The following is a 15,623-nucleotide window of genomic DNA, read 5'->3' on the forward strand; positions in this document are numbered from 1 at the left end:
TGGTCACGGCGTGTTCCGGCCCGGGCTCCGGCACGATGGGGGCATGAGTTTCCCAAGTGCCCGCCCCCTGGACGACGCCGATCGCGAGCTGGTGGCGGCGGCGACGCGCACCATCGAAGCGCACAGGGACACCACCGAGCCCGAGTCCGACGGGGTGCACACGGTGGGGGCGGCCGTCCGCGACGGCAGCGGGCGGGTGCACGTGGGGGTGAACCTCTACCACTTCACCGGCGGCCCGTGCGCTGAGCTCGTGGCGCTCGGGGCGGCACGCGCCCAAGGTGCCCGGGAGGTCGGCGCCATCGTGGCGGTGGGTGACTTCGGCCGCGGCGTGCTGGCCCCGTGCGGTCGGGACCGGCAGGTGCTCAGCGACTACCACCCGTGGTGCCGGGTGATCGTGCCCGGGCCCGAGGGTGGGGAGCCGGTGTCGGTGGCCGTTGCCGACCTGCTGCCCGGCTCGTACCGGGCCAGTTCCGCCCAGGAGGTCTGATGCCCGTCCTCCCGCACGACGCCACCGCGACGATGCGGAGTCGCGCAGGTGACTGCGGCACCTGACGCGGACAGGTGCGGGTCAACGCGGTGAAGGGTGGGGTGACGCGCCCTCGACGGCGCGTCACTCCACCCTTCACCGAGTCGGCCAGCAGTTGAGCGCGTCGGGTCGGCGGCTGCGGCCCTCGTGGCCTGCCCGCCGCGTGGACGACCCCTGGCACGTGGCCTCCCTTCGTGCCCGGCGCGCAGGCGTGGACTGAACACCCCTTGTCCACGGGCTCCCCCTTGGCGAGGCTGACCGGCATGACCTGCTTCGTGTCGCACACCAGCGTCGACTGCCTCGACGCCTACGCACTCTCCGAGTGGTGGCGCACGCTGCTCGGGTACGAGACGGACCCCGACGACCCGAACGAGCCGGGCCACGAGGAGCGCGCGATCCAGGACCCGGACACCGGGCACGTGATCCTGTTCCTCGAGGTGCCTGACGCCAAGCGGGTGAAGAACCGCCTCCACCTCGACCTCCGCCCGCGTGACGGCGTCACCCGCGACGAGGAGATCCAGCGCGTGCTCGGACTGGGCGCCACGGCGGTCGAGGACCACCGCACCCCGGACGGCCTCGGCTGGCTGGTGCTGGCCGACCCGGAGGGCAACGAGTTCTGCATCCTGCGATCACCCGCCGAGCGCGAGCGGTCCTGACACCCACCGAGAGGAGTTCCCCATGCGCGTCCTGGTCACAGGAGCCGTCGGCACCTTCGTCGTGGAGGGCCTGACCACCCCCGACCCGGGCTTCGCCGTGCTCTACGGCACCAGCGCCAACACGCGTGCCTGGTGGGACCTGGAGCCCGGCCGGGCACTGGGCTACGAGCCACAGGACGACGCGGAGACGTTCGCCGACCGCATCGAGGCCCGGCCCGAGGACGCCGAAGAGGCCGCCCACGTGGGCGGCCCCTTCGCGACCGGGCGGTTCACCCGGCCGGCGTTCGACGGCTGAGCCGCGCTCAGCCCCGGCTCGGTCGGCTCACTCCTGGCCGCCGCCCTCGCCCAGGCTCTCGGCCGCGGCCTTGACGTTGGGCAGCGGGCCGATGTGGGTGCTGGTGTCACCGGCCTGCTCCGTGCCGGTCTCCATGAGCAGCTTGCGCATGGCGGCCGGGTCGAGCTCCACGCCGCGCTCCTCGGCGATGGAGGAGATCTGCGCGACCGCCCCGGTCACGATCGGGGAGGCCGACGAGGTGCCGGAGAACTGGTCGGTGTACTGCACGGTCTCGTCGCCGCCCTGCAGGTCGCCGTACCCGGTGGTGGCCACCATCTCGCCCCAGCCCTGCACGTTCACGCGGGAGCCGAAGGTCGAGTAGTCCAGGCGCGAGCCGGGCTCGTAGCCGCTGCGCGAGCTGGCGCCGGCACCGACGATGATGGCGCCGGAGTCACCCTTGCCATCGGGGAAGCCCTCACCGCCGTAGCAGGAGTCGTCCAGGTTCTGGGCGCCGTTGCCGGCGGCCTCGACCACGTGGATGCCCTTGGCCACGGCCGCCTTGATGGCGTCGTACGCGGCTGCGTCGATCTCCACCGGGGCGAACCCGCCGCCGCAGCCGTTGAGCTGCTGCTCCAGCAGGATGACGTCGCCGGCCTCGAGCCTCTCGGCCGCGGCCGTGATGGCGGCGCCGGGGGTGAAGCCGGCCTCGGCGCTCACCGCGTTGGCGACGTGGGCGGTGGCCTCCGGGGCGATGCCGGTGACGCCGAACTCGTTCTCGTCGCCGACGATCTCGCCCATCACGGCCGTGCCGTGCTCGGGGTAGCTGTAGGAGGGGGTGCCGTTGGGGATCAGGGCGTCCTCGCGGGCCAGCTGGGTCAGGTCCTCGTGCTCGTACGTCCAGCCGAATTCCACGTCGGCGACGGCCACGTTCTTGCCCTTGCCGCCGGGCAGCTCCTGGCCGGCCAGGGCCTCGATGCCCTGCTCGCTGGCCGGGCCGCGGTAGGCCTGGCGGTCGGTGAAGTCCGGGGTGGCCAGCGGGTTCACCGGCGTGCTTGCGTCGCTGCGCAGCCCGGCGGCCGGGTCGGTCACTCCGGCACGCGGCGGCTCCACCGGCAGCGGCTGCGGCATCGCGGCCTCGACGGCGGGGTCGGCCTCGAGCTCGCGGAGCACCTCGTCCATCGAGCCCTCGTCCACGGTGGCGACCAGCCACAGGGACATGTCCGCCTGCTCGGCACCGGAGCGCGCCTGCGCGGTGGTCTTCAGGTCCTTCAGCGTGGAGGCGGGCAGGTCCACCATCGGGCGCACGTCGGTGAGGCGGGAGTCGCGGGCCAGGGCGGCGACGGCGGAGTCACCCTCGGCCGCCAGGGCGCTGGAGCGCGCCTCGGTCGAGGTGCCCTCGGCCAGCTTCACCTGGATGCGGGTGGAGGACTGGCCCTCGGGGGCCATCGCCTCGGAGGAGGCGCTCACGCGGGGCTGGAGGGCGGTGGTGTCGGTGCCGTCCGCGCCGGTGGGGGCGGCGGTGGCCGCCGGGGCGCCGGTGGCGGCCAGGGCGAGGAGGGTGGTGACGGCGAGTGTGCGACGCATGGATCTGCTCCTGTGGAGAGGGCATGTGTGGGGACCCTCTGATGATGATCCGCCGCGCCGCCGGGCGGACCAAGCCCGACTCAGGAGTTGCCCAAGATGTGGGAACGGTCCGGTTTCCCGCCCCGTGGGGCGGAGAACCGGGCCGTCGCGGTGGGCCCTCAGCCGCCGATCTCGAGCAGGCGGGTGATGTCCCCGCCCATCTCCGCCGGGATGGTCTTCGGCGAGTAGCGCTTCACGAGGTTGCCCTCGCCGTCGACGAGGAACTTGGTGAAGTTCCACTCGATGTCCTCGCCGCCGGACTGCTCGCGCAGCCAGGCGAAGAGCGGGTGGGCGTCCTCGCCGTTGACGTCCACCTTGGCGAACATCGGGAAGGTGACGCCGTAGTTCTTCTGGCAGAAGTCGGCGATCTGCTCCTCGCTGCCGGGCTCCTGTGCGCCGAACTGGTTGCAGGGGAAGCCCAGCACCTCGAAGTCGTCGTCCGCGTGCTCGCGGTGGAGCTCCTGGAGGTCCTCGTACTGCGGGGTCAGCCCGCACTCGCTGGCGGTGTTCACCACCAGCACGAGCTGGCCGGCGTAGTCACCCAGGGAGCGCTCCTGCCCGTCGATGGTCGTGGCCGTGAAGTCGTGGAGGGTCGTCATGCCCTCCAGTGTCCTCCAGTCCTGCCGGGACGCACGAGGGGGCCGCTGCCGGGGGGCGGGCAGCGGCCCCCTCGTGGGCGGGAGGGTCAGATCACTCCTGGCCGCCGCCCTCGCCCAGACTGTCGGCCGCGGCCTTGACGTTGGGCAGCGGGCCGATCTTCCCGCTGTCGCCCTCGGGCTGCGGGGTGCCGGTCTCCACGAGCAGGTCGCGCATGGCGGCCGGGTCGAGCTCCACGCCGCGCTCCTCGGCGATGGAGGAGATCTGCGCGACGGCGCCGGTCACGATCGGGGAGGCCGAGGAGGTGCCGGAGAAGCCGTCCGTGTAGTAGGTGGTCTGGTCCGACCCGTGGAGGTCGCCGTACCCGGCGCTGGTCACGGTCTCGCCCCAGGCCTGCACGTTCACGCGGGAGCCGTAGGTGCTGAAGTCCAGCCGCGAGCCGGGCGTGGCGCCCGAGCGCGACCCGGCGCCGGCTCCGACGATGATGGCGCCGGAGTCGCCCTTGCCGTCGGGGAAGCCCTCGCCGCCGTAGCAGCCCGAGTCGAGGTCCTGCGTGCCGTTGCCGGCGGCCTCGACCACGTGGATGCCCTTGGCGGTGGCGGTCTTGATGGCGTCGTAGGAGGCCGGGTCCAACTCGACCGGGGCGTACCCGCCGCCGCAGCCGTTGACCTGCAGCTCCAGCAGGATGACGTCGCCGGCCTCCATCTTCTCCGCGGCCAGCGCGATGGCGGCGCCCGGGGTCCAGCCGTTCTCCAGGCTGATGGCGTTCGACATGAACGGGGTGGCGCTCGGGGCGATGCCGGTGACGCCGAACTCGTTCTCCTGCCCCACGATCTCGCCCATCACGGCGGTGCCGTGCGAGCCGTACTGCGGGTCGGGGGTGCCGGTCTCCAGCAGGGCGCCGTCGCGGGCCAGCGGGGTGAGGTCCTCGTGGTCGCGGTGCCAGTTGTACTCCACGTCGACCACGTTGACGTTCTTGCCCTTGCCGCCGGGCAGCTCGTGGCCGGCCAGGGCCTCGATGCCCTGCTCGCTGGCCGGGCCGCGGTAGGCCTGGCGGTCGGTGAAGTCCGGGGTGGCGAGCGTGTTCACGGGGTCGGCCCCGTCGGCACGCAGCCCCGCCAGGGGCGTGGTGGCCACGGCCTGCTGGTCGACGAGCGGCTCCTGTGCCGGCAGCGGCTGGGCCATCGCGACCTCCACGTCCGGGTCGGCATTCAGGTCGGCGAGCGCCTCGTCCATGTCCGCCGCGTCCACCTCGGCCAGCATCCACAGCGACATGTCCGCCTGCTCGGCGCCGGAGCGCTGCGCGGCGGTGGCCTTCAGCGCGCGCAGGTCGGAGGCGGGGCGGTCCACCATCGGGCGCAGGTCGCGCAGCGTGCCCGCGGCCGCCAGCGAGGAGACGGCGTCGTCACCGGCGGCGGACAGGGTGCCGGACAGCGCCTCGGGGGAGGTGCCCTCGGCCAGCTTCAGCTGGATGCGGGTGCTCGAGCGGTGGTCGTCGGCCAGCCCGCCGTCGGTGGTTGCGGCCACGCGCGGCTGCAGGTCCGCCTGGACGGGGGCGTCGGCGGCGGTGGCGGCCGGGGCGCAGGTGGTGGCCAGGGCGATCAGGGTGGTGAGTGCGAGGGTGCGACGCATGGAGTCCTCCTGAGGAGCGTGTGAGGGGTCACCTGATGGTGACTCCTCACGGCCACGGAGCGGACCACGCGTTGGTCAGGATCTTCCAAGGTGTTGGGCAGCGTCGGGTGTGACCGACCGGGGACTGACCACGGTCGGTCGTGACCGCTAGCGTGGCGAGTGATGGGACCCGGGCCCGCCGCCCCGGGAGCTCGACCACTCCGAGGAGCCGCTGTGACCGCACCCTCCACCTGGCCCGACCGACCCTCCACCCCTCTCGACGCCGCGGAGGCCGAGCGCATCCACCAGTGGTGGCGCGCGGCCAACTACCTCTCTGTGGGGCAGATCTACCTGCTGGACAACCCGCTGCTGCGCGAGCCGCTGCACGAGGACCACGTGAAGTCCCGCCTGCTGGGCCACTGGGGCACCACCCCGGGGCTCAACTTCCTCTACGCCCACGCCAACCGCGCCATCCGCCAGCGCGGGCTGAACGCCTTCTACGTGACCGGCCCCGGTCACGGCGGGCCCGGCCTGGTGGCCTCCTCCTACCTGGAGGGCACCTACAGCGAGATCTACCCCGGCATCACGCAGGACGCCGACGGCATGCAGAAGCTGTTCAAGCAGTTCAGCTTCCCCGGCGGCATCCCCTCGCACGTGTCCCCGGAGGTGCCCGGCTCCATCCACGAGGGTGGTGAGCTGGGCTACTCGCTCTCGCACGCCTACGGCGCCGTGTTCGACAACCCCGACCAGCTGGCGTTCACCGTGGTGGGCGACGGCGAGGCCGAGACCGGCCCCTTGGCCACGGCGTGGCACTCGAACAAGTTCCTCAATCCGCACACCGACGGCGTCGTGCTGCCGGTGCTGCACCTGAACGGCTACAAGATCGCCAACCCGACGGTGCTCGCGCGGATCCCCGACGAGGAGCTGGCCGCCCTCATGAAGGGCTGTGGTCACACGCCGCTGTTCTTCGAGGCGGGCTTCGACGACGAGGACCCGATCAGCGTCCACCAGCGCTTCGCGGCCGTGCTCGACGAGGCGCTGGACATGATCGCGCGCTTCAAGGCCGAGGCCGCCGAGCGCGCCGCGCAGGGCCAGGACGCCGGCGCCGCGGACGGGTCGGTGCCGGAGTCGCACCGCCCGGCCTGGCCGATGATCGTGTTCCGCACCCCGAAGGGCTGGACCGGCCCCAAGGAGGTGGACGGCAAGCAGACCGAGGGGCACTGGCGCGCCCACCAGGTGCCGCTGTCGAACGCCCGGGACACCCCCGAGCACCTGGCTGTCCTGGAGGACTGGCTGCAGTCCTACGGTCCGGAGGAGCTGTTCGACGAGTCCGGCGCACTGCGCCCGGAGATCGCCGGGACCGCCCCCGAGGGCACGCTGCGGATGTCGGCCAACCCGATCACCAACGGCGGCGCCGTGCTGCGCGACCTGCGCCTGCCCGACTTCCGCGACCACGCCGTCGAGGTGCCCGAGCGCGGTGCCGAGGTGGTGGAGCCCACCCGCCGCATGGGCGCCTGGCTGCGTGACGTGATGGCCGCCAACCTGGACAACTTCCGCCTCTTCGGCCCGGACGAGACCGCCTCGAACCGCCTGCAGGACGTGTACGAGGTGACGCAGAAGCAGTGGATGGGCAGCTACCAGGCCAACGACGCCGGCGAGCCGATGGGGCCGTCCGGGCGCGTCATGGAGATGCTCAGCGAGCACCAGTGCCAGGGATGGCTGGAGGGCTATCTGCTCACCGGCCGCCACGGGCTCATGAGCAGCTACGAGGCGTTCATCCACATCGTCGACTCGATGTTCAACCAGCACGCCAAGTGGCTGAAGGTCACCAACGACATCGAGTGGCGGAGGCCGCTGGCCTCGCTGACCTACCTGCTCAGCTCGCACGTGTGGCGGCAGGACCACAACGGGTTCTCCCACCAGGACCCGGGCTTCATCGACCACGTGGTGAACAAGAAGTCCGAGATCATCCGGGTGTACCTGCCGCCGGACGCCAACACCCTGCTCTCGACGATGGACCACTGCCTGCGCTCGCGGCAGTACGTCAACGTCGTGGTCGCCGGCAAGCAGCCCACCCCCACGTGGCTGTCCATGGAGGAGGCCATCGCGCACTGCACCCGCGGCATCGGCACCTGGGAGTGGGCCGGCTCGGTGGAGGACGGCGAGCTGCCCGACGTGGTGCTCGCCAGCGCCGGTGACATCCCCACCATCGAGGTGCTGGCCGCCGCCCAGCTGCTGCAGGAGGAGCTGCCGGAGCTGAAGGTGCGGGTGGTGAACGTGGTGGACCTGATGCGCCTGCAGGACGAGAGCGAACACCCCCACGGGCTCTCGGCGGAGGCCTTCCGGGCCCTGTTCCCGCAGGGCACGCCGGTGGTCTTCGCGTACCACGGCTACCCGTGGCTCATCCACCGGCTGGTCTACCGCAACGACACCACCGAGGACTTCCACGTGCGCGGCTACGTCGAGGAGGGCACCACCACCACGCCCTTCGACATGCTCATGCGCAACGACCTCGACCGGTACCACCTGGTGATGGACGTGCTGGACCACGTGCCGGGCCTGCGCGCCCGGTACGGCGGGCTGCGTCAGCGGCTGGAGGACAAGCGCCTGCAGGCCCGCGCGCACGCCTACGAGCACGGGGTGGACCTGCCCGAGGTCGCCGGCTGGCAGTGGGCCGACGTCCAGGACGAGGCGGACGTCGACGCCAACGCGGCCCGGATGGACGACACCGGTGGTGACAACGACTGACGCGTCACACCCACCACGAGGCCGCTCCCACCCGGGGGCGGCCTCGTGCCACGCTGGGGCGATGACCGACATCACCGTCCGCGACAACACCGCCGAGCAGCGCTTCGAGGGGCTGATCGGCGACGAGCTCGCCGGCTTCACCGAGTACGAGATCACCGACGGCGTCCAGGTGATGCCGCACACCGTCACGCTGTCGGACTTCCGCGGCCGGGGCGTGGCGCGGGTCGTCGTCGAGGCGGGCCTGCAGGCCGCCCGGGAGGCCGGCCGCACCGTGCGCCCGGACTGCTCCTACGTCCGCAGGGTGGTGGAGGAGGACCCCCGGTACTCCGACCTGCTGGTCGGCTGAACCGGTGCCGGGCCGCGGATGCGGGGCAGCGCCGCGGTGGCCGGTAAGTTCCTCCCCATGAGTGCACAGGCCCCCTCGAGCGTCATCCTGATCCGCGCGCTGAACTTCACGCCCAACCCCTCCACCGCGGCGGACAACGCCTTCCAGTCCGAGGTCGCCGCGGGCACCGAGGCCTCGGCGGTGTCGCAGCAGGCCATCGCCGAGATGGACGCCCTGGCCGCCGCGCTGCGGGAGGCGGGCGTGACCGTCCACGTCTTCGAGGACGACGAGCAGACCCGCCCCGACAGCGTCTTCCCGAACAACTGGGTCTCCACGCACGCCGGTGGCTACGTCGCGGTCTACCCGATGTACGCCTCCAACCGCCGCCTCGAGCGCCGCACGGACGTGCTGGAGATGCTCAAGAGCACCTACCGCGTGCAGACGATCGTGGACTACTCGGGCCTGGAGCCCGACGGCATCTTCCTCGAGGGCACCGGCGCGATGGTGCTGGACCACGTCTCCCGCGTGGCCTACACCGCTCGTAGCCACCGCGCCGACGAGATGGTGCTGGAGCGCTTCTGCGCCGACTTCAACTACGAGCCCATGGCCTTCGACGCCGTCGACTCCGCGGGCGTCCCCGTCTACCACACCAACGTCATGGCCGCGATCGGCACGGACGTGGCCCTGTTCGCCATGGACATGATCCCCGACGAAAGGCGCCGCTGGGCCGTGGGTGAGCGCCTCACGGTGAACGGCCGCAGGATCGTCGAGATCACCGAGGAGCAGGTGCGCGAGTTCGCGGGCAACGCGATCGAGCTGATGGGTCGCGACGCCGAGGGTCGGCCGCAGCGGATCATGGCGATGTCGGGCCGCGCCCGCCGCTCGCTGAGCGACGCGCAGGTGGAGGCCATCGAGGAGTCCTGCAGGATCGTGGCGGTGGACATCCCCACCATCGAGCTGGCCGGTGGGTCGGTGCGGTGCATGATCGCCGGCATCCACCTGGACCGCCGTCGCGACGTGGAGCAGGAGTTCACCGAGGCCGTCCGCGCCATCGACGAGTTCCCGACCACCCAGGACGGCCAGGACGTCGACGGTCCCCAGGCGTGAGCGGGGCCGGAGCCGCCGCCGAGAGGGAGGGGGGTCAGCACGCTGAGGCCCTCACCGTCGACGAGCGCATCCGGATGGGGCTGGGGGAACTCAGCGCCGGTGAACGCAAGGTGGGGCGTGCGTTGTTGTCGCTCTACCCGACGGCCGGTCTCGAGACGGTGGCCGCGCTCGCCTCTAGGGCGGGGGTCAGTGCTCCCACGGTGGTGCGCTTCGTCGGGCGCCTTGGTTTCGCGGGGTATGCGGACTTCCAGAACGCGCTCATGCGGGAGGTCCAGGACCGTATGGGCTCCCCTGTGGAGCAGTATGCGCAGGGGAGGGAGGTGCCCAGGGGAGACGATCTCCTGCCCTTCGTGGCAGGCGCATACACCGCTCGTCTCGAGGAGACCTTCCGGGCGTTGCCGCCGAGTGAGTTCGAGCGGGCGGTCGAGATGTTGTGCTCCCCGGAGATGAGGGTGCATGTGGTCGGTGGACGTTTCAGCCACGTGCTGAGCGACTATCTCGTGGCGCACCTGCGCTGGCTGCGCCCCGGGGTCCGTGCCGTGCCCGGCGACGAGTTCTCGAGGGTGGCCCTCGTAGGGGACGCCACCGATCAGGACCTGCTGGTCGTGTTCGACTTCCGGCGCCACGACCCGAGTACGGTGCGCCTGGCTGAGCAGGCTGCCGCAGGTGGAGCGCGCATCGTTCTGTTCACCGACCCCTGGCTCTCGCCGGTGGCCGAGATGGCCGAGGTGGTGCTTCCCACCCGCGTCGAGTCGCCGTCCCCATTCGACTCCCTGGTGCCGGGCATGGCGTTGGTCGAGGCGGTGATCACCGCGGTCACGGAGAGCCTCGGTGACCGAGGCCGTCACCGGGTGGAGGAGCTGGAGGCCCTGCGGGAGCAACTGGACCCCCAATCACCGTCGGCCATGTCTCCGGAGGGTGGGCCCGGAGAGCAGGCTGCGCCGGGTCGGGAGCCCCCGAGCCCGAAGTAATAAACGTTTCGTAACGGACCATTGACCCAGCGGATGTTGGATCTGTTTCATGTGGTCATGAACACATCCAGCGATCCAGCTCGGACCGCGAGGACCGTCGAGGAGACTCAGCTCGGGGCCACCGGCCGCGGACTGGGTGTCTGGGAGGTCTCCGCCCTGTCCGTCGGCTTCATGGGTCCGGTCATGGCGATGTCGCTCAACGGCATCGGCATCGCGGGGCTCGTGGGCACTGCGGTCCCGTTCACCTTCCTGGTGTCCTTTCTGGGCACGATGCTGGTGGCCTACGCCTTCGTGCGCCTGACTCGCTACTTCACCCACGTCGGGAGTGTCTACGCACTGGCCGGCGTCACCCTCGGTCCGCGCGCCGGCTTCTTCGGCGGGTTCGCGCTGCTGGGTACTTACCTCTTCTTCGCCGCCTGCATCGCCGGCGCGTGCGCGGTCTTCTTCGAGGCGATGATGCAGCAGGTCAGCGTCGCCATGCCGGACCGGGCTTGGCTGCTCGTGCCGGTCGTGGTGGCCCTGCTGACCCTCCTCCTGAACCTGCGTGAGTCCACCGTCACCACGCGGACCCTCTTGGTGATCGGCATGGCCGGCATCCTGGCGATGCTGGCACTCGCCCTCGTGATCGTCACCAAGGTGGCATCCGGGGCCGCACCCGTCTCCAACGGTGTGGACCTGTCCACCCTGACCCCCGGGGAGAACTCGTGGAACGCGGTCATAACGGCCTCGGTCTTCGGATTCCTCTCCTGGGCCGGGTTCGAGTCGGGCACCTCGCTGGCCGAGGAGTCCCGGGAGCCCAAGCGCACCATCCCGCGGGCCCTGCTCATCGCCGTCGTGCTCGCCGGGGTGCTCTACACCTTCGTGATGTTCGCGCAGACCATCGGTTACGGCACCGACGCCGCCGGGCAGGAGGCCTTCGCCGGAGCGAGCTCGACGCTCACCGAACTCGGGGCCACCTACATCGGGCGCTGGTTCGCGATCCTCATCTCGGTGGTGGCCTTCCTCGTGGCCTTGGCCTCGCTGTTGAGCTCGACGGCGGCCGCCGCTCGGCTGCTCTTCGCCCTGGCACGGGACGGCTTCGGACCCGCTGCGCTGGCCCGTGCCGGTGTGCGAACCGGGGTGCCGACCACGGCGACGGTCACCGTGGTCGGGCTGACCCTGGCCCTGGTTTTCCTGCTCGCGCTCCTGGGCGGTGGCTCGGTGGAGGTCTACTACTGGTACGCCACCATCGCCACCCTCTGCATGGTCGTGGCCTACGGGATGACCTCCGTGGGTGTGTTGCGCCACACCTTCCGCCCAGGTTCACCGATCCGGCGCTGGGAGGCCGTCGCTCCCGTCCTCGGCCTCGTCTATCTGGCCTACGTGTACCTCGTGCAGGTCACCGGGCAAGAGGCCCCCTACACCTACTTCCCCTGGCTCGCAGGGGTCTGGTGCCTCCTGGGTGCCGTCGTCATCTTCGTCAAGCCCCGTCTGGCAGAGCGCATCGGCGCTCGCCTGACGGTTGAGGACCTGGAGTGAGAACCGTGAACGAGAACCCGTCAACAGATGCCCTGACCCCACTCACCTTCGTTGCCACCAGCGATCTCACCGCCATCACCAAGGGTCGTGCCCTCCCCACTGACCAGCTCAGGCCGGGCGAGACCACCGGCTGGGTACCGGCCAACATCGGCATCGGGACCGGTGGCCACATCGCAGAGAAGATCCCCTTCGGTTCGACCGGAGACCTCCGGCTCCGGCCGGATTCCACGGCCAGCTACCCGATCACCGGGGTCTCCGGGAAGCCCGACACCACGGTGGTGTTCGCGGATGTCATCACCACCGGTGGTGATCCGTGGGACTGCTGCCCCCGGACCTTCCTCCGCGACACGGTGAAGGCGCTGCAGGCGGAGCTTGGCGTGACTGTGAAGGCCTCCTTCGAGCACGAGTTCATGGATCGAGACGCCAATGACACCCACCACCCCTTCTCCTGGAGGAGTCACCGGGCCGCGGAGCCACTCGGCTCCCGGGTGGTCACCTCGATGCAGGCCGCCGGCCTGGAACCGGAGAACTGGTTGCCGGAGTACGGTCTGCACCAGTACGAGGTGACGATGCGACCGACCGACCCCGTCAGTGCCGCCGACCGGGCGATCGTGGTGCGGGATCTCGTGCGCGACGTGTTCGCCTCGGCCGGTCACCGAGCATCGTTCACGCCCATGCTCATCCCCGGTGAGTCGGGCAACGGCGTGCACGTGCACTTCAGCCTGAGCGACGCCGACGGTCGGAACGTCTTCTTCGACGACTCCCGTCCCGGACGCCTCTCGGAGACGGGTGGTCAGTTCGCGGCGGGCATCCTGCAGCGGGCCCGTTCATTGGCGGCGCTCTTCGCCCCGCTTTCCGCGTCCTACCTGCGGCTGCGGCCCAACCAATGGGCATCGGCCGGCATCTTCGTGGGGCTGCACAACAGGGAGGCCCTGTTGAGACTGTGCCCCACCGTCGAGATCGGAGGCCGCGACCCGGAGCCACAACTGCACCTCGAGTTTCGCGGTGGTGACGCCGGCGCCAACCCGTGGTTGCTGCTGGGCATCGTCCTGCGCGCCGGGCTCGAGGGAGTGCGCCAGGGAGTCGAACCGGCCCTGGTGCGGGAAGGGGAGGTGGACCTTTCCGACTCCTCGGCCGGAATCCCTGACTTCCCCCACTCCCTGGAGGAAGCACTGGAGCTGTTCGCCGGTGACGAGGAGGTCCGTGGGTGGTTCGCCCCGGACCTCGTGGAGACCTTCCTGACCATCAAGCGAGAGGAGCTGGCCGAAGTGGCATCGCTGAGTGACTCCGAGACCTGTGAGTGGTACGCCCGTGTCTACTGAGCAGCTGATGACCCTGGACCTGGTGGATCACCATTGCCACGGCGTGGTGACCGTCTCCCCGGACCGGGCGGGCCTGGAGGACCTGCTCACCGAGTCGGATGCCCCGGCGCCGCCGGGGACCAGCTTCTTCGACACCCAATTGGGTTTCGCCGTGCGCCGCGAGTGCGCGCCGGTGCTGGACCTGCCTCCCTTCGCTGCGCCGGAGGAGTACGTGGCACGCCGCGGGGGGTTGGGGCCCCAGGAGGTCAACCGTCGTCTGCTGCGGGCGGCACGGATCGGCAACTACATCATCGAGACCGGACACCGCTCGGACGACATCCTCTCCCCGGCGCAGATGGGAAAACTGGCCGGAGCAGGCTTCGCCGAGGTCACTCGACTGGAAGTGCTCGCCGAACAGGTCGCCGGCCGGGCCGGGGCCGAGGACTACCCGGCCGCCTTTCGGTCGGCGCTGGACCGGGCCCTGCGGACCTCCGTCGGCGTCAAGACGATCGCCGCCTACCGGGCCGGTCTGGACCTGGACCCGGAACGCCCGGACGAGGCCGAGGTGGTCCGGGCCGTGCAGGAGTGGACCGCTGACGGGAACCGGGGGCTCCGGTTGGAGGACCCGGTGGTCATCCGCTTCGGACTCTGGGAGGCCATCGACCGGGGTGTGCCGATCCAGGTGCACGTCGGCTACGGCGACCCGGATGTCGACCTCCACCGCTGCAACCCCCTGCTCATGACCGAGCTGCTGCGTCGCAGTCGGGGCAGCGGGGCACTGTGGACCCTCCTGCACTGCTACCCGTACCACCGGGAGGCCGGCTACCTGGCCCACGTCTTCGAGCACGTGTACTGCGACGTCGGCCTGGCCGTGAACTTCACCGGGGCGCAGTCGGCGCAGGTCATCGCCGAGTCGCTTGAGCTGACGCCCTTCCACAAGGCGCTCTTCTCCTCTGACGCCTTCGGGGCGGCGGAGCTCTACCACCTCGGGGCCCTGCTCTTCCGGCGTGGACTGGCTGCGGCCCTGCAGTCCTGGGGCGAGCGTGCGGGATGGCCCGTCGACGAGCAGCTCCGGGTGGCTCGGATGATCGGGTCCGAGAACGCCCGGCGCGTCTACGAGCTGGACCGGGTGGCCACCATCACCCGGGTCGGGGAAGCATGAGGGGCGTCCGCACGACCGACCTCGCCGAGTTGCAGACCCGGTGGTTGACGGCGGTGGACGGTGAGCTCGAGGCGGCGCTCCGGTTGCGGCGCGAGGTCCATGCCGACCCGCGGCTCTCGGGCAACGAGGAGGACACCGCGGCCCGGGTGGAGAAGGCCCTCGGCCTGACGATGGAACGCGTCGCCGAGACCGGCCGGGTCGGCCGCATCGGGCCGGCCACGGGGCCCTCGGTGCTCGTGCGGGGTGAGCTCGACGCCCTGCCGGTGGTCGAGGAGACCGGGGCCGACTGTGCCGCGACGAACGGTGCGATGCACGCCTGCGGGCACGACGTGCACCTGGCGGCCCTCATCGCGGTGGTGCGCGCCGCCGCCGGGCTGGACCTGCCGCTGGGGTTGGTTCCGCTGCTGCAGCCGCGGGAGGAGACCTATCCCTCCGGGGCCCGGGACGCCGTCGAGGAGGGGGCCCTGAGCCGTTGGCAGGTCGGCGCGGCCGTCGGCGCCCACGTGCACCCGGCGGTCCCCCCGGGTGCGGTGGCCACGGGGGGTGGGGTGGTCAACGCCGCTGCCGACGAGATCCGGATCGAACTCTCCGGCAGGGGTGGCCACGGCGCCTACCCCCACCGGGCAGCCGACACCGTGGCCGCGCTGGCCCACAGTGTGCTGGCCCTGCAGGAGGTGGTCCGCCGACACGTCTCGCCGATGCGACCGGCGACCCTCTCCGTCGGCCACGTGAGCGCCGGGGCGCAGAGCGCGAACGTCCTGCCCGAACGGGCCCTCGCCCTGGCCACCCTGCGCACGACCGACGCCACGGACCGGGAGGTCGTCCTCCGGGAGGTCCGACGGGCGGTGGAGAGCCAGGCCCGGGTCTTCGGCGTGACGGCCGAGGTGGACGTCGTCGCGGGGGAACCGGTGCTCGAGAACGATCCGGGCCTGGTCGAGTGCATGGACCGTTGGTTGGTCAGGTCGGGGGCTGAGCCCACCGAGCCGATGCGCTCACTGGGGGCCGACGACTTCTCCTACTTCTGCGAGCAGGTGCCCTCGGTCATGGCCTTCGTGGGCGTGACGGTGGCCGGCCACGTCGAGCCCCCGCAGTTGCACACCGCCACCTTCCTGCCCACCGACGACGCGGTGCGGGACGTGGCCCGGGCGATGGTCGCGGGGTACCTGGGTGCGGTGGAACGTCTGGTGCCACCGGAGACGTGATC

The 15,623-nt window shown here is 71.2% G+C and carries 14 protein-coding genes; 11 read left to right on the top strand and 3 right to left on the bottom strand.

Annotated features, from left to right (window positions below):
* Nucleotides 1–43: 43 nt before the first annotated feature.
* The 3 genes from ACY8FT_RS11165 to ACY8FT_RS11175 all read left to right on the top strand — a co-directional run bounded on the left by ACY8FT_RS11165 (nucleotide 44) and on the right by ACY8FT_RS11175 (nucleotide 1,477).
* A complete protein-coding gene (locus ACY8FT_RS11165) occupies nucleotides 44–487 on the top strand; it encodes a cytidine deaminase family protein (RefSeq protein WP_462418961.1) in 444 nt (147 codons plus the stop codon).
* 302 nt (nucleotides 488–789) lie between these two features.
* Nucleotides 790–1,182, top strand: coding sequence for a VOC family protein (locus tag ACY8FT_RS11170; RefSeq protein ID WP_462418962.1), 393 nt, complete (start codon nucleotides 790–792; stop codon nucleotides 1,180–1,182).
* Between the two features lie 22 nt (nucleotides 1,183–1,204).
* The gene (locus ACY8FT_RS11175; RefSeq protein WP_462418963.1) at nucleotides 1,205–1,477 is read left to right on the top strand and encodes a hypothetical protein; all 273 of its coding nucleotides are present in this window, start codon (nucleotides 1,205–1,207) and stop codon (nucleotides 1,475–1,477) included.
* Between the two features lie 27 nt (nucleotides 1,478–1,504).
* Here ACY8FT_RS11175 and ACY8FT_RS11180 read toward each other — a convergent pair whose 3' ends face one another.
* The 3 genes from ACY8FT_RS11180 to ACY8FT_RS11190 form a co-directional block, all read right to left on the bottom strand.
* Entirely contained in the window at nucleotides 1,505–3,040 is a 1,536-nt protein-coding gene (locus ACY8FT_RS11180) for a S8 family serine peptidase (protein ID WP_462418964.1), read from the bottom strand.
* 158 nt (nucleotides 3,041–3,198) lie between these two features.
* Nucleotides 3,199–3,678: a glutathione peroxidase gene (locus ACY8FT_RS11185; protein WP_462418965.1), complete on the bottom strand. Its 480-nt coding sequence runs from the start codon at nucleotides 3,676–3,678 to the stop codon at nucleotides 3,199–3,201.
* A 91-nt stretch (nucleotides 3,679–3,769) separates the two neighbouring features.
* A complete protein-coding gene (locus ACY8FT_RS11190; protein WP_462418966.1) occupies nucleotides 3,770–5,308 on the bottom strand; it encodes a S8 family serine peptidase in 1,539 nt (512 codons plus the stop codon).
* Between the two features lie 213 nt (nucleotides 5,309–5,521).
* On the opposite strand from ACY8FT_RS11190, the gene ACY8FT_RS11195 reads away from it, so the two are divergent.
* From ACY8FT_RS11195 to ACY8FT_RS11230, 8 genes are all read left to right on the top strand, one after another.
* Complete coding sequence (locus ACY8FT_RS11195; protein WP_462418967.1) at nucleotides 5,522–8,035, top strand: phosphoketolase family protein; 2,514 nt, start codon at nucleotides 5,522–5,524, stop codon at nucleotides 8,033–8,035.
* A 61-nt stretch (nucleotides 8,036–8,096) separates the two neighbouring features.
* Nucleotides 8,097–8,381: a GNAT family N-acetyltransferase gene (locus tag ACY8FT_RS11200; RefSeq protein ID WP_462418968.1), complete on the top strand. Its 285-nt coding sequence runs from the start codon at nucleotides 8,097–8,099 to the stop codon at nucleotides 8,379–8,381.
* A gap of 57 nt (nucleotides 8,382–8,438) precedes the next feature.
* Nucleotides 8,439–9,467: a citrulline utilization hydrolase CtlX gene (ctlX, locus tag ACY8FT_RS11205; RefSeq protein WP_462418969.1), complete on the top strand. Its 1,029-nt coding sequence runs from the start codon at nucleotides 8,439–8,441 to the stop codon at nucleotides 9,465–9,467.
* On the top strand, nucleotides 9,464–10,438 hold the full coding sequence (locus ACY8FT_RS11210; RefSeq protein ID WP_462418970.1) for a MurR/RpiR family transcriptional regulator: 975 nt from the start codon (nucleotides 9,464–9,466) through the stop codon (nucleotides 10,436–10,438). Before ctlX ends, ACY8FT_RS11210 begins: the two co-directional genes overlap by 4 nt.
* 57 nt (nucleotides 10,439–10,495) lie before the next feature.
* Nucleotides 10,496–11,956 carry an APC family permease gene (locus tag ACY8FT_RS11215; RefSeq protein ID WP_462418971.1) on the top strand — a complete coding sequence of 487 codons (1,461 nt, stop codon included), beginning with the start codon at nucleotides 10,496–10,498 and terminating at the stop codon, nucleotides 11,954–11,956.
* Between the two features lie 5 nt (nucleotides 11,957–11,961).
* Nucleotides 11,962–13,278, top strand: coding sequence for a type I glutamate--ammonia ligase (locus tag ACY8FT_RS11220; protein ID WP_462418972.1), 1,317 nt, complete (start codon nucleotides 11,962–11,964; stop codon nucleotides 13,276–13,278).
* 7 nt (nucleotides 13,279–13,285) lie between these two features.
* Nucleotides 13,286–14,419 (top strand): amidohydrolase family protein, encoded by a 1,134-nt coding sequence (locus ACY8FT_RS11225; protein WP_462418973.1) that lies wholly within the window; start codon nucleotides 13,286–13,288, stop codon nucleotides 14,417–14,419.
* Entirely contained in the window at nucleotides 14,416–15,621 is a 1,206-nt protein-coding gene (locus ACY8FT_RS11230; RefSeq protein ID WP_462418974.1) for a M20 metallopeptidase family protein, read from the top strand. The genes ACY8FT_RS11225 and ACY8FT_RS11230 overlap by 4 nt, the downstream gene beginning before the upstream one ends.
* The last annotated feature ends 2 nt before the right edge of the window (nucleotides 15,622–15,623 follow it).

The sequence above is a fragment of the Kytococcus sp. Marseille-QA3725 genome (genome assembly GCF_054950055.1).